The 12,984-nt window shown below is 56.9% G+C and carries 14 protein-coding genes; 12 read left to right on the top strand and 2 right to left on the bottom strand.

Going from position 1 to position 12,984, the window contains the following annotated elements:
- Nucleotides 1-17: 17 nt before the first annotated feature.
- Together AC0IM9_RS15855 and AC0IM9_RS15850 are read right to left on the bottom strand one after the other, a co-directional pair.
- The gene (locus AC0IM9_RS15855) at nt 18-674 is read right to left on the bottom strand and encodes a TMEM165/GDT1 family protein (RefSeq protein ID WP_482804644.1); all 657 of its coding nucleotides are present in this window, start codon (nt 672-674) and stop codon (nt 18-20) included.
- Between the two features lie 81 nt (nt 675-755).
- Entirely contained in the window at nt 756-1,685 is a 930-nt protein-coding gene (locus AC0IM9_RS15850) for a ZIP family metal transporter (protein WP_482804643.1), read from the bottom strand.
- Nucleotides 1,686-1,977: 292 nt separating this feature from the next.
- Here AC0IM9_RS15850 and AC0IM9_RS15845 point away from each other — a divergent pair, with 292 nt between their 5' ends.
- From AC0IM9_RS15845 to AC0IM9_RS15790, 12 genes are all read left to right on the top strand, one after another.
- Nucleotides 1,978-2,547 carry a DUF2780 domain-containing protein gene (locus AC0IM9_RS15845; protein ID WP_482804642.1) on the top strand — a complete coding sequence of 190 codons (570 nt, stop codon included), beginning with the start codon at nt 1,978-1,980 and terminating at the stop codon, nt 2,545-2,547.
- A 73-nt stretch (nt 2,548-2,620) separates the two neighbouring features.
- Nucleotides 2,621-2,989 (top strand): hypothetical protein, encoded by a 369-nt coding sequence (locus AC0IM9_RS15840; RefSeq protein WP_482804641.1) that lies wholly within the window; start codon nt 2,621-2,623, stop codon nt 2,987-2,989.
- Between the two features lie 64 nt (nt 2,990-3,053).
- Nucleotides 3,054-4,151 (top strand): quinolinate synthase NadA, encoded by a 1,098-nt coding sequence (gene nadA / locus AC0IM9_RS15835; RefSeq protein WP_278212536.1) that lies wholly within the window; start codon nt 3,054-3,056, stop codon nt 4,149-4,151.
- Between the two features lie 61 nt (nt 4,152-4,212).
- Nucleotides 4,213-5,526: a cobyrinic acid a,c-diamide synthase CobB gene (locus tag AC0IM9_RS15830; RefSeq protein WP_482804640.1), complete on the top strand. Its 1,314-nt coding sequence runs from the start codon at nt 4,213-4,215 to the stop codon at nt 5,524-5,526.
- A 70-nt stretch (nt 5,527-5,596) separates the two neighbouring features.
- On the top strand, nt 5,597-6,646 hold the full coding sequence (gene recA / locus AC0IM9_RS15825; RefSeq protein ID WP_140912354.1) for a recombinase RecA: 1,050 nt from the start codon (nt 5,597-5,599) through the stop codon (nt 6,644-6,646).
- A complete protein-coding gene (locus AC0IM9_RS15820; RefSeq protein WP_482804639.1) occupies nt 6,609-7,106 on the top strand; it encodes a regulatory protein RecX in 498 nt (165 codons plus the stop codon). The genes recA and AC0IM9_RS15820 overlap by 38 nt, the downstream gene beginning before the upstream one ends.
- Before the next feature lie 90 nt (nt 7,107-7,196).
- Complete coding sequence (gene alaS, locus AC0IM9_RS15815; RefSeq protein ID WP_482804638.1) at nt 7,197-9,806, top strand: alanine--tRNA ligase; 2,610 nt, start codon at nt 7,197-7,199, stop codon at nt 9,804-9,806.
- Between the two features lie 67 nt (nt 9,807-9,873).
- Nucleotides 9,874-11,094: an aspartate kinase gene (locus AC0IM9_RS15810; RefSeq protein WP_482804637.1), complete on the top strand. Its 1,221-nt coding sequence runs from the start codon at nt 9,874-9,876 to the stop codon at nt 11,092-11,094.
- Nucleotides 11,095-11,326: 232 nt separating this feature from the next.
- The gene (locus tag AC0IM9_RS15805) at nt 11,327-11,536 is read left to right on the top strand and encodes a hypothetical protein (protein WP_186289575.1); all 210 of its coding nucleotides are present in this window, start codon (nt 11,327-11,329) and stop codon (nt 11,534-11,536) included.
- 153 nt (nt 11,537-11,689) lie between these two features.
- Nucleotides 11,690-11,911: a heavy metal translocating P-type ATPase metal-binding domain-containing protein gene (locus AC0IM9_RS15800; RefSeq protein WP_260839292.1), complete on the top strand. Its 222-nt coding sequence runs from the start codon at nt 11,690-11,692 to the stop codon at nt 11,909-11,911.
- Nucleotides 11,912-11,928: 17 nt separating this feature from the next.
- Nucleotides 11,929-12,225: a hypothetical protein gene (locus AC0IM9_RS15795; RefSeq protein ID WP_186289570.1), complete on the top strand. Its 297-nt coding sequence runs from the start codon at nt 11,929-11,931 to the stop codon at nt 12,223-12,225.
- 97 nt (nt 12,226-12,322) lie between these two features.
- Nucleotides 12,323-12,934 (top strand): hypothetical protein, encoded by a 612-nt coding sequence (locus AC0IM9_RS15790; protein ID WP_140912351.1) that lies wholly within the window; start codon nt 12,323-12,325, stop codon nt 12,932-12,934.
- Nucleotides 12,935-12,984 lie beyond the last annotated feature (50 nt).

Raw genomic sequence — 12,984 nt, 5'->3', positions numbered from 1 at the left:
ATACTCGACAAACCGTTTCAGAGGGTTGGAATCAGTCCGGCTGCAGCCAGGCCAAGATAGGTTTTGTAGCCGGCGGCGGCGGCCAAGCCCAGAAAAAGCAGGCCGCTGACTTTATGCAACAGGCTAAGCGGGATACGTTGCAGTACGGTACGGCCGGCCAATACGCCGAGCGCGGATGTAAAACTCAATGCCAGGGTGGACCCTAACCAAACGGCAGCGGGTTGTGCGGTACTGCTGAAGGCGACCACAGCCAATTGCGTCTTGTCGCCGAATTCGGCGACCGTAATCAGCAAGAAGGTGGTGAAGAAAATGCCGTGACCGCTTTTTTCGGCAACATCCTGTCCGTCTGCGTCATCGTCGCCATTGCACAGGGCGTGAATGCCGAACACCGCGAATAACAGCGCGACACAGGCCGCGACAGCATAGTCCGGCAGCCAGTTCGCGATCGCTGTGCCGAATACCACGGCCAACGTATTCAACAGCATGAATGCCGCGATCGCGCCCCACAATACCGGTGCCGGCCGGTGGCGCGACGCCAGCGTCATGCAAACCAGTTGGCTTTTATCGCCGATTTCGGCGGCGGCGATCAGTGCAAAGCTGGTGCCGCCGGTGGTCAGAAGTTCGGCTGGGCTGATGGCTTGAAGTTGACCAAGTAGCTGGGAGATATAGTCCATGGATCCGGTGTTTTTGAGAAAGACAAAGGCAGGCCCGCCGGTTTTGATCTGTAAGGCGGGCGGTTGGGTCGAAAGTGTCGGCTAGACCAGCAGTCTGTCCAATACCATCATGACGATGAAACCGAACATCAGCGAGAAGGTGGCGATGCGCGAGCGGCCTTTGGCGTGCGTTTCCGGGATGATTTCTTCGCTGATGACAAACAGCATGGCGCCGGCGGCGAAACCCATGGCGATCGGCAGGATCGACGAAAACAGTGTGACCATCGTGATTCCCAGCAAACCGCCGACCGGCTCGACCAGGCCGGTCAAGGTGGCAATTCCGACCGCTTTCCATTTATCGTAGCCCAGGCCCACCAGCGGCAGAGCCACCGCCAAACCTTCCGGCAGGTTTTGCAAGGCGATCGCGATGGACAGCACCAAGCCGTTGTTCAAATCGCCGGAACCAAAGCTGACCCCGACCGACATGCCTTCCGGGAAGTTATGGATGGTGATGGCGATGATGAATAGCGAGATTTTTTGCAAAGAATCCAGGGAATGGTCGCTGACCGAATCGAAATGCAGATGCGGCAGGCGGCTGTCGGCGAAATGCAAGAACAGGGCGCCGATCAGCATACCGGCCGAGACGACCCACAAACCTTTGCCGGGCCAGACTTGTTCGCCGTATTCCATGCCGGGCACCAGCAGCGAAAATGCCGTCGCGGCCAACATGACGCCGGCGGCGGCACCGAGCAGACTATTGAACAGCCGGTCGGAAATATCTTTAAAAAACAGTGCCGGCAGGGCGCCGACGCCGGTGGCGCAGCCGGCCAGTACGCTGGCGAGAAAGCCGATCACGACAATTTTGCCGAAAATAAGGTAGAGGCTGCCGAATACCAGAAGTTGCGACGCCAGGAACAGGCCGATCAATACCCCCCAACGTTGCAAGGTGGGTAAAGTCATAACCTGCAGGTATTTGGGGTGGGCTTGCAAGCGGAGGTAGTAGTCTTCCAGTGTTTTTTGAATATTCTGCATATCGTTACCCGATCGATGGTTAGGCTAAGCCGGCGATTATACTTATTAAGTGTAAGCTTAAGTACCGGTTGCCGGGAATCCGTTCGGAGACCATCGAGCATGCGGTTTGGACAGGTACTGCCTGGTCGAGACGGTGGTGCCATAGCGGGACAAGTTTAGTACCCGAGAACGCTGTCTGTTGCCAGGGGCTAAGGTTTCGATTTAAAGTTCCAACCGGCACGTTGGGTAGCGGCTGAGTACGCCGGATCGGGACGTCTATTCGCAAACTGAAGCAAAACAGGGTATCTCTACTATGAAAAACTTACACGGGTATGTCACGACGATCGCGCTGTGCTGCTTAAGCGCGAGTGTGCCGGCACAGGAGGCCGGCCAGATTTTCGGCTTGGGTGGGGCGCAAAATCCGGTCGCTCAACAAGCGCCGGCTGCGGTCGGCGCACTGGGCTCTGCCGTTACCGGTACAGGCAACGAAGCGAGTTTGATCAATTTACTGGTCGGAAAACTGGGCATCAGTCCGCAGCAGGCTTTGGGTGGCGTCGGCTCGATCTTTTCGGTGGCGCAACAACGCATGAATCCCGGCGATTTCTCTCAGTTGAGCGGTAGCGTTCCCGGCATGGACGGCTACCTGTCGTCGGCGCCGCAACTGCCGCCAGCCGGCAGTAATAGCGGTTTATTGGGTGCTGCCGGTAGTCTGTTGGGTGGTCAAAACAATGCCTTGGGCAGTTTGGCGGCGTTGGCCGGCTCGTTTCAGTCCTTGGGCATGAACCCATCCATGGTCAGCCAGTTTTTGCCCGTCGTATTACAGTATGTGCAAAACCAGGGCGGAGCCGGCACCATGAACCTGTTGCAACAGGCTTTGCATTGAGACCCCGCTAGGCGGCCTTTGATTCAGACAAAAAAATAGCAACATGGAAATATTACTGGTCGGTGCGGCACTTATGATTGCCGCAATTTTAATGTCGGCTTGGCTGATGACTTTTGCCAAATGGTTCCCGGTTCCCGGCATCGACGGCGTGTTCCTGAAGGACTACAAAACCATGATTCGCGCTCACGTCGATTTTGCGTTGATGGCGCTGTTCTGTCTCGGCTTTTACGCAACCAAAGTGCAGTTACCGGTGGCGGCATGTTGGCTGGTCGTGATCGGCGGCATGACCAATCCCGGCGTATTTGTGGTTGCGGCCTTCGATCCCGATTTCTGGGCCAAGCCGGTGTGGCGGATTTATTCGCTGCTTAGTTTTATCGCAACGACCCTGGGATTCGGCTGGATCGCCTGGACTTTATTGCGCTTCGCTTTGCAGACCGGCTAAGCGGTATCGAAAACAGCGGCTTGGCGCTACAATGGCGCGTCTTTCATTGCCAGGTAACGATTACATGACAGCCGCTGCTTTACCCATCCACGATTATGCCTTACTGGACGACGCCGAGTGTGATGCACGGATAGCCGCCGCCAAAGCCAAGCTCGGCAAACGCTGCATTATTCTGGGCCACCATTACCAGCGCGACGAGGTGTTCAAGCACGCCGATATTTACGGCGATTCTTTGAAACTGTCGCGCGAAGCCGCCCAATCCGAGGCCGAATACATCGTATTTTGCGGCGTGCATTTCATGGCCGAAGTCGCCGACATTCTGTCGCGGCCGGAACAAATCGCGATTCTGCCGGACATGGCGGCCGGTTGCTCGATGGCCGATATGGCCAACAAAGTCAAAGTCCAGCAATGCTGGGACGAATTGGCCAACATCATCGACGTCGAAAACACGGTCACGCCGGTGACCTATATCAACTCCGCCGCCGATTTGAAAGCGTTTTGCGGCCAACACGGCGGTATCGTCTGTACCTCGTCCAACGCTCAGAAAATCCTGAACTGGAGTTTTGCCCGTCGCGAGAAAGTGTTGTTCTTCCCGGACCAGCATTTGGGCCGCAATACCGGTTTTCGGATGGGTATCCCGTTGGCACAGATGGTGACCTGGGATTTCAACAAAGCGCAAGGCGGTTTGACCGAGCAGCAAATCCGCGACGCCAAGATTATCCTCTGGAAAGGCCATTGCTCGGTGCATCAGGCATTTCAGCCGGAGCAAATCGACAATTTCAAGGCTAAACATCCGGAAACTATCGTCATTTCCCATCCGGAGGCTTGTTTCGAAGTCTGCGAAAAATCGGATCACATCGGTTCCACCGAGATGATCCTGAAGATTGTCCGCGAAGCCGAAGCCAATACCCGCTGGCTGGTGGCCACCGAGCTAAATCTGGTCAACCGTCTGGCCCAGGAGTGCAAGGCCCAAGGCAAAAGCGTGCATTTCATGGCGCCGACCTTGAGCATGTGCTCGACTATGTTCCGCACCGATCCGCAGCATTTATGCTGGGTCTTGGAAAATCTGGCGGCCGGCCATGTCGTCAACCAAGTCGCGGTAGCTGCCGAGCAGGCCGCACTGGCCAAGCAGGCACTGGACAATATGCTGGCGGCTTCCTGATCCCGCGCTTTTAAGCGCCCGGCCGGCGCCAATCCGCCGGTCGGCTACTCTCGTTTTCATCATGACATCCTTGCAAAACTCCTTGGCCTGCCCGGCAATGCTGATCGCCGCGCCGGCTTCGGGCCAAGGTAAAACCACCATCACCGCCGCACTGGCTTACCATTTCCGCAGCCAGGGTCTGCGGGTGCGGGTGTGCAAAACCGGCCCCGATTTCATCGATCCGCAGATATTGGCGTTCGCCTCCGGTCATCCGGTTTACCAACTGGATTTGTGGATGATGGGCGAGAGCCATTGCCGCGAGTTGCTCTACCGTGCCGCCGGGGCAGCCGATTTGATCTTGATCGAGGGCGTGATGGGCCTGTTCGATGGCGACAGCAGCAGCGCCGATTTGGCCCAGGTGCTGGGCGTGCCGGTGGCGGCGGTGATCGACGCGCAAGGCATGGCGCAAACCTTCGCCGCGGTCGCCCATGGGTTGGCCAGCTACCGGCCGGAACTGCCGTTTGCCGGCGTCATTGCCAATAAAGTCGGCAGCGCCGGCCATGCCAAGCTGTTGCAGGAAGCCTTGCCTCCGGACATGCCGATGCTGGCCGCGGTCGCCCGCGACGATGCCATCGGACTGCCTTCGCGCCATCTGGGCTTGCTGCAAGCGGACGAAATCGGCGATCTTTCCGCCCGCTTGGCGCGAGCCGCCGAATTGCTGAACGGCTTCGGCCCGTGCCGGTTGCCGCAACCGGTAAGATTCGAGCCGGTCCGCGGCGAGCCGCTGCCGCAACTGCTGGCCGGGTTGCGGATTGGCGTGGCGCGGGATGCGGCGTTTTCGTTTATTTATCAAGCCAATCTGGATTGTCTGTTGGCGATGGGCGCCGAGTTGGCGTTCTTCTCGCCGTTGGCCGACTCGGCGTTGCCGGAGGTCGACAGTCTGTATTTGCCGGGCGGCTATCCGGAGCTGCACTTGTCGGCGCTGGCCGGGAATCTGCCGATGAAGCAGGCTTTGCGCGAGCACCATGGTCTGGGCAAACCGATTTACGCCGAATGCGGCGGCTTTCTGTATTTGCTGGAAAGTCTGGCCGACAAGCAGGGCCAGGCCGCCGAGATGGCCGGTTTGTTGCCCGGCCGGGCGACGATGCAGAGTCGGCTGGCAAACCTGGGTATGCACAGTCTGGCCTTGGCGGAAGGCGAGATTCGCGGTCACAGTTTTCATTTTTCGACCCTGGAAACCGAACTGCAGCCGCTGCAGATTTCGCAGCCGCTACGCAGTTTTGGCCACGGCGAAGGGTTTTTTCGCGACGGTGCTTTGCAGGCGTCTTATCTGCACCTGTATTTCCCGTTCAACCCGCGCGCGGCGGCCGGTTTTTTCCGGCAATCCGGCCGATAAAAACTGTTTCACGGCCGGCCTCTATGGGATAATGCCGCGTTTTCACCGGGCAGACAACAGTAGGTAGGATATGGACGAAAACAAGAAAAAGGCTCTCGGCGCCGCGTTGATGCAAATCGAAAAACAATTCGGCAAGGGCTCGGTCATGCGCATGGGCGACGTCGCCGCGACCCGCGACATCGAAGTGGTGTCCACCGGCTCCTTGTCCGTCGACATCGCGCTGGGTTGCGGCGGTTTGCCGCGCGGCCGAATCATCGAGATATACGGTCCCGAATCGTCCGGTAAAACCACGTTGACGCTGCAAACCATCGCCCAGATGCAGAAATTGGGCGGCACCGCGGCCTTCGTTGACGCCGAGCACGCGCTGGACCCGGTATATGCGCAAAAGATCGGCGTCAATATCGACGACCTGCTGGTGTCGCAACCGGATACCGGCGAGCAGGCCCTGGAAATCACCGACATGCTGGTCCGTTCCGGCGCGGTCGACATCGTCGTCATCGACTCGGTGGCGGCGCTGACACCGAAAGCCGAAATCGAAGGCGACATGGGTGACTCGCACATGGGCCTGCAAGCCCGTTTGATGTCGCAGGCCTTGCGTAAACTGACCGCCAACATCAAACGTTCCAACACGCTGGTGATCTTCATCAACCAGTTGCGGATGAAAATCGGCGTGATGTTCGGCAATCCGGAAACTACCACCGGCGGTAACGCGTTGAAATTCTATGCCTCGGTCAGGATGGACATTCGCCGCATCGGCGCGATCAAGAAAGGCGACGAGGTGATCGGCAACGAAACCCGGGTCAAGATCGTCAAGAACAAAGTCGCACCGCCGTTCAAGCAGGCCGACTTCGAAATTCTGTACGGTGAGGGCGTGTCATTCCTTGGCGAATTGGTCGACTTGGGCGTCGAATTCGGCTTCGTGCAAAAGTCCGGTTCCTGGTACAGCTACAACAACGACAAAATCGGCCAGGGCAAGGATAACGCCAAGCAGTATTTGCGCGAGCACCCGGAAATCGCCGCCGAGCTGGAAAAAGCCATTCGCGAGAAAGCCTTCGCCAGCAGAGTGACGACCGCTCCGGCCCATGAAGACGAAGACCCCGAGTTCAACGACGGCGAATGAGCGCGGCCGGCAAATCGAAGAGATTTGTCTGAGATTGTTGGCGCGGCGCGAGCATAGCCGCCGCGAGTTGCTGGATAAGTTGGCCTTGCGCGGCTTCGAGCGCGACGAAGTTAATCCGGTTATCGATGCGCTGACCGAGCAGAACTGGCAAAACGACGAACGCTACGCCGAATGTTACGTCCGCGACCGCATCGGTAAAGGCTACGGCCCGATCCGCATCGCCTACGAATTGCAGCAGCGCGGTATCAGCGGCGTCGATTTGGATGCGCAAGCCGAAGAGCAGGGCGGCTGGCTGAATTTGGCCCTAGACGTTTATGCGGGTAAATACGGCGACGAAAAGGCCTTGCCGCCAAACGAATGGGCCAAGCGCAGCCGGTTTATGCAGCAGCGCGGCTTTAGCGGCGAGACGATCAAGCAGGTGTTTGCCGCATTAAAAATCAAGTTATCTCGGTCGGGCTGAGCCTTTTGTTCAGCGCTGTATCCGGTTTGGTGGCTCTGGCGTGGCCAAGGCCGAGTTTGTTATGGATTAGAAAACAACTGAAGTAAACCCATGAAACATATGACCAGCGCCGAAATTCGCGCCGCCTTTTTGGAATTTTTCCGCCAGCGCGGCCACGCCGTGCGTCCGTCCAGCAGCTTGGTGCCGGGCAACGATCCGACCTTGTTGTTCACCAATGCCGGCATGGTGCAGTTCAAGGACGTATTTTTGGGCCGGGAGAAAGTCGATTTTAACCGCGCCGCGACGAGCCAGCGTTGCGTGCGGGCCGGCGGCAAGCATAACGATTTGGAGAACGTCGGTTACACCGCCCGCCACCATACCTTCTTCGAGATGCTGGGCAACTTCAGCTTCGGCGATTATTTCAAGCGCGACGCGATCAATTTCGCCTGGGACTTTTTGACCAAAGAAATGGGCATTCCGCCGTCCAAACTCTGGGTGACGGTGTTCGACGAGGATTCCGAAGCCGAAGCGATTTGGCTGGAAGAAGTCAAAATCGATCCGACCCGCTTCTCGCGCATCGGCGCCAAGGACAATTTCTGGGCTATGGGCGATGTCGGTCCGTGCGGCCCTTGCACCGAGATTTTCTACGACCATGGTGAACACGTGGCCGGTGGCCCGCCGGGGAGTCCGGACGACGATGGCGACCGTTACATCGAGATCTGGAACCTGGTGTTCATGCAGTACGAGCGCGACAAGGACGGCAACCTGACGCCGCTCCCGGCGCCGTCGGTCGACACCGGCATGGGCCTGGAACGCATCGCCGCAGTGATGCAGGGCGTGCACAGCAACTACGAAATCGATATTTTCCAAAATCTGGTCAAAACCGCCGCCGCGTTGGCCGGCACCAGTGATTTGAGCAACAGCTCCTTGCGCGTCATTGCCGACCATATCCGCTCTTGCGCGTTTTTGGTGGCCGACGGCGTGCTGCCGTCCAACGAAGGCCGCGGCTATGTGTTGCGCCGCATCGTGCGTCGGGCGATTCGCCACGGTTACCGCTTGGGCATTCAAGAGACCTTTTTCTACAAATTGGTTGCGCCGCTGGCTGCCGAAATGGGTGAAGCCTACCCCGAATTGGTCAAGGCACAGGAACAAGTCGAACGGGTGCTGAAAAAAGAAGAAGAGCGCTTCGCCGAAACCTTGGGCCAGGGCATGAAAATTCTGGAAAACTGCGTTGCCAAACTGGATGGCCACGTCATCCCCGGCGACGTGGTGTTTCTGTTGTACGACACCTACGGCTTCCCGGTGGATTTGACCGCCGATTTCGCCCGCGAACACAACCTCAGCGTCGATCACGCCGGTTTTGAAGTCGAAATGAGCGCCCAGCGCGACCGCGCCAGGGCCGGCGGCCAGTTCGCGGCCGATTACGACCAGGATATACGCCACGACAGCGTCACCGAATTCACCGGTTACTCGCATCTTGACGGCTCGGTGCAAGTCATCGGCCTGTTCAAAAAAGGCCAACCGGTCGAGAGCTTGGAAGCCGGCGACGAAGGCGTGGTGATTCTGGACCAAACCCCGTTTTATGCCGAATCCGGCGGTCAGGTCGGCGACAGCGGCTTGATCGAATGCACCGGTGGCACTTTCGAAGTCACGGACACCCAAAAGCAGGGCGGCCAGTTGTTTTTGCACAAGGGTAAAGTCGTCAAAGGCGTGATTGCCGAAGGCATGGCTTGCGAAGTCAGCGTCAATGCCGAAATCCGCAAGGCGACCGAGCGCAACCACTCGGCGACCCACTTGTTGCACGCTGCATTGCGCAACGTGTTGGGCGAACACGTGCAGCAAAAAGGCTCGCAGGTCAACAACGAGCGCTTGCGTTTCGACTTCTCGCATTTCGAGCCGATGACCGCCGAGCAAATCGCCGCCGTCGAGCGTTTGGTCAACGAACAAATCCGCGCCAATAACGCCGTCTGCGCGCAAATCATGGCTAAAGATGACGCGGTCAAAGCCGGTGCGATGGCATTATTCGGCGAAAAATACGGCGACGAAGTTCGGGTTCTGACGATGGGCGATTTTTCGACCGAGCTGTGCGGCGGCACCCACGTGCAGCGGACCGGCGATATCGGCTTGCTGAAAATCGTCACTGAAACCGGCGTGGCCGCTGGTGTGCGCCGCGTCGAAGCGGTGACCGGCGAGGGTGCGTTGGAATGGATTGCCCAGCGCGAACAGGCCTTGTTGAGTATCGCCGGCTTGTTGAAAGCCGCGCCGGACAAGACCGCCGACAAGGTGCAACAGTTGTTGGAGAAAACCCGCCATCTGGAAAAGGAGCTGGAAAAACTCAAGGGCAAACTGGCCAGTTCGGCTGGCGACGAGATGACCAACCAGGCGGTCGAAGTCAACGGCGTGAAAGTATTGGCGGTGCAGCTTGAAGATGTCGATCCGAAAGCCCTCCGCGACTTGGCCGATCAACTCAAAAACAAGCTCGGCAGCGCCGCGCTGGTGTTGGCGACGGTCAGCGGCGACAAGGTCAGCCTGATAGCCAGCGTCTCGAAAGACGCGATGGACAAGGTCAAGGCTGGCGATTTGGTCAACTTCGTCGCGACTCAGGTCGGCGGCAAAGGCGGCGGCCGGCCGGATATGGCGCAAGCGGGCGGCAACGATCCGGCGGCATTGCCGGCGGCGCTGGCGGCGGTACCGGAGTGGGTTAAAGCCAAGCTGGGTTAATCGCGACGGCGGGCCAGAGCGTCCGCCACCAATTTCAGTGTAAGAAAGCCAATAAGGTCAATAAAGAATGGCATTGTACGTTTATAAATTCGGCGGCACTTCGGTCGGCTCGGTGGAGCGGATCAAGGCGGTGGCCGAAAAAGTGAAAATAGCCCACGACAAGGGCGATCAAATCGTTGTCGTCGTCTCGGCGATGAGCGGCGAAACCAACCGCTTGGTGGCATTGGCCAAACAAATGCAGCCGCAACCGACCGACCGCGAGTTGGACGTGCTGCTGTCGACCGGCGAACAGGTGACCATCGCGCTGTTGTCGATGGCGTTGCATCACATCGGCGTGGAAGCCAAGTCCTATACCGGTCCGCAGGTGCGGATTCTGACCGATAGCGCCTTTACCAAGGCCCGTATCCGCGAAATCGACGAAGCCAACATCCGCGCCGACCTGGAGGCTGGTCGAGTCGTGGTTGTGGCCGGTTTTCAGGGGGTCGATGAGCACGGCAACATCACCACTTTAGGCCGCGGCGGTTCGGATACCACCGGCGTGGCGCTGGCGGCGGCGCTTAAAGCCGACGAATGCCATATCTACACCGACGTCGATGGTGTCTACACCACCGATCCGCGCGTAGTACCCAAAGCGCGGCGCTTGGAACAGATTACCTTCGAGGAAATGCTGGAAATGGCCAGCTTGGGTTCGAAAGTCCTGCAGATCCGCTCGGTCGAGTTCGCCGGCAAATACAACGTCAAATTGCGCGTGTTGTCTTCGTTTATGGAAGGTAACGGCACCCTAATTACCTACGAGGAATCAGAAATGGAAAAAGCGTTAATTTCGGGCATCGCGTTTAACCGGGACGAGGCCAAGCTGACCTTGACCGGTGTACCTGATTTGCCGGGGGTGGCGTCGAAAATTTTGGGGCCGATCGCTGCCGAAAACATCGAAGTGGACATGATCGTGCAGAACATTTCCGCTCATGGCACCACTGATTTTACCTTCACCGTGAATCGCAATGACTTTGCCCGCGCCAAGAATGTGTTGGAAGGTTTAAAAGCTGACTTGGGCGGCAATACGACGGTGATTGGCGACAACACCATCGTTAAGGTGTCTATCGTCGGCGTTGGCATGCGCTCGCACGCCGGTATTGCCAGCTCGATGTTCAGGGTGTTGGCCGACGAAGGCATCAATATTCAAATGATTTCGACATCCGAAATTAAAATTTCGGTAGTGGTCGATGAAAAATACCTGGAGTTGGCTGTTCGCGCATTGCATACCGCATTCGGTCTGGATCAGCAGTAGTCTGTTAGGCAAGGCGGGCCGTTGCGGATGGCGCAAGAGAAAGCTGGGTAGGAGTCCAATAATTAAAAAAACTGTGTTATATAGCGCATTAGAAATAAGGTATATGCCTTGTTTTTGCCGAGAAATCGCGCTTCATACGGACTTTGTTCGGCATAATCAATAAGTTATATTTGTGGCATTTTTTGTGCTGTTTATCGGCGTTGCATTAATTTTTTCTGCGCGAGGTAAACAGATGGCTCAAGAATTGGTAGTTGTGAATCAAGAAGTGGTTGCTCAGCAACTGAATACCGCCGGATTGGTTTTGGGTGCCGGTTTGGCGGTGGCTTCGATGATTTTAGTGCCGGCTTTGGCGATGCGGCTTGGCTTGAGTGCGAGCCTGACCGGAGCCCTGAGAATTGCGTTGATGAAGGCTTCCAGCCAAGCGGCACGGGGTCGCCGATAGTGGTTCCTGCGCCCCTGCCGTTAACCGGCGGGTCAGCGCATCAAACTTCAAAATTTTCCTTTCGGGAACCTATGTCCAAGTTGCCGTCACTCGCATCACGCCGTTGGTTTTCGTCAAGCCGGTTGTCAGGTTCAGGTATAATTCCACTACGGAATGGCGGTATTTGCCGAACAAAAACGGGTTTGTGTCATGGCGGATGAAATCAAAAAAGATTGCGACCTTTGCGGATTGCCGGTTGAAGTGACGGGTTTTGAACTTAAAACCGTCGACGGAGACAAAAGATTTTGTTGCGAAGGGTGTAAAGGTATTTACCAAATGTTGCATGAAGCGCAAGTATTAGCGGATCAAGACGACGCCCGTCAGCCCAATTCATAAACAGCATAGAGGACACTATGGCGCACAAGCACGAACCCAAATCCGATGCAAACGGTCAATCGATGACTAAGCAGGTGGTGGCGGGTACGTTGGCGACCGCAACGGTTAATACTGGAGGAAAATTAATGAGTAAACTAGCGAAACATCCACTGCTGGTGTTTGGTGCCGGGATGGTAGCCGGTTATTTTGTCTACAAATACCGGAAAGATATCATTGCCAGTGCCAGCAAGACCCTGGAGGCAGGCAAAGACTTCGTGCTGCACCAAAAGGAAAACCTGGAAGATATCGTTGCCGAGGCCAAAGAAAGCGAATGAGCAGGCTTGGTTTACACCTCCAACCCGAACTTTGCTGAGTTGACAACGGGCGGTTTCGGCAATGCCGAACCGCCCGTTTTAGTGTGTATTACGACCCATGGCAATCCAGAAACAATTTCTATTGCGTTACCGCGGAGACGGCCACGTCAGGTTTCAACTGCCGGTATCGGCCTGCCAAGCCGAGGCCGCCAGACAGCTTACGCTAAAACTCTCGGAAACTGGCGGCGTCCGTTCGGTGCGCCTCTATCGAAACCAGCGCAAATTATCGATCCGTTATAACGAGTCTGTTTGCGGCTTCAATCAATTGGCAGTTTGCCTATATCGTGTCGTGGCCGAGTTGGAACAACAGGGGCTGTTCGAGACGCCCTTAGCCGACAAGGCTAAAAAATCGATGCTCGATATCAGTCAGCGCTTCAAGCAAACCCGGGTCGGCGGTTGGTTTCGCGAAAAATATCAGGCGGGCCGGGAAACGTTGCAGGCGGCGAAGATCGTCGGCAAACTGGGTGTCAAAGGTCCGAAAGCGCTGATCAAAGATCCGGAAAAAGCCACGATCGATTTTTTAAATGACGTGTTGGTGCTCTACTTGATCAAGACCCATTGGACGCGGATTACCCAGGAATGGCTGGTGCGGCCGTTTGTACACCGTTACGAATGGATGGCCTTGTTCTATATGTTTTTCTTACTGGTCCGCTCCCGCAGGCCTAAATAGCGTTCAGCCCGGAGTCGCCGCTTGGCCGGCGGCGCACCGGTTCGCCTTTC

The sequence above is a fragment of the Methylomonas sp. Uni0011 genome, from assembly GCF_056850255.1.
The sequence above is the reverse complement of the archived record's forward strand: the minus strand, read 5'-3'. Positions and strand labels throughout refer to the sequence as shown.

What these genes read in the sequence shown, in the direction of transcription:
- AC0IM9_RS15855 (WP_482804644.1), bottom strand. Translation starts at nt 674, where the DNA reads ATGGACTATATCTCCCAGCTACTTGGTCAACTTCAAGCCATCAGCCCA.
- AC0IM9_RS15850 (WP_482804643.1), bottom strand. Translation starts at nt 1,685, where the DNA reads ATGCAGAATATTCAAAAAACACTGGAAGACTACTACCTCCGCTTGCAA.
- AC0IM9_RS15845 (WP_482804642.1), top strand. Translation starts at nt 1,978, where the DNA reads ATGAAAAACTTACACGGGTATGTCACGACGATCGCGCTGTGCTGCTTA.
- AC0IM9_RS15840 (WP_482804641.1), top strand. Translation starts at nt 2,621, where the DNA reads ATGATTGCCGCAATTTTAATGTCGGCTTGGCTGATGACTTTTGCCAAA.
- nadA (WP_278212536.1), top strand. Translation starts at nt 3,054, where the DNA reads ATGACAGCCGCTGCTTTACCCATCCACGATTATGCCTTACTGGACGAC.
- AC0IM9_RS15830 (WP_482804640.1), top strand. Translation starts at nt 4,213, where the DNA reads ATGACATCCTTGCAAAACTCCTTGGCCTGCCCGGCAATGCTGATCGCC.
- recA (WP_140912354.1), top strand. Translation starts at nt 5,597, where the DNA reads ATGGACGAAAACAAGAAAAAGGCTCTCGGCGCCGCGTTGATGCAAATC.
- AC0IM9_RS15820 (WP_482804639.1), top strand. Translation starts at nt 6,609, where the DNA reads ATGAAGACGAAGACCCCGAGTTCAACGACGGCGAATGAGCGCGGCCGG.
- alaS (WP_482804638.1), top strand. Translation starts at nt 7,197, where the DNA reads ATGAAACATATGACCAGCGCCGAAATTCGCGCCGCCTTTTTGGAATTT.
- AC0IM9_RS15810 (WP_482804637.1), top strand. Translation starts at nt 9,874, where the DNA reads ATGGCATTGTACGTTTATAAATTCGGCGGCACTTCGGTCGGCTCGGTG.
- AC0IM9_RS15805 (WP_186289575.1), top strand. Translation starts at nt 11,327, where the DNA reads ATGGCTCAAGAATTGGTAGTTGTGAATCAAGAAGTGGTTGCTCAGCAA.
- AC0IM9_RS15800 (WP_260839292.1), top strand. Translation starts at nt 11,690, where the DNA reads ATGGCGGTATTTGCCGAACAAAAACGGGTTTGTGTCATGGCGGATGAA.
- AC0IM9_RS15795 (WP_186289570.1), top strand. Translation starts at nt 11,929, where the DNA reads ATGGCGCACAAGCACGAACCCAAATCCGATGCAAACGGTCAATCGATG.
- AC0IM9_RS15790 (WP_140912351.1), top strand. Translation starts at nt 12,323, where the DNA reads ATGGCAATCCAGAAACAATTTCTATTGCGTTACCGCGGAGACGGCCAC.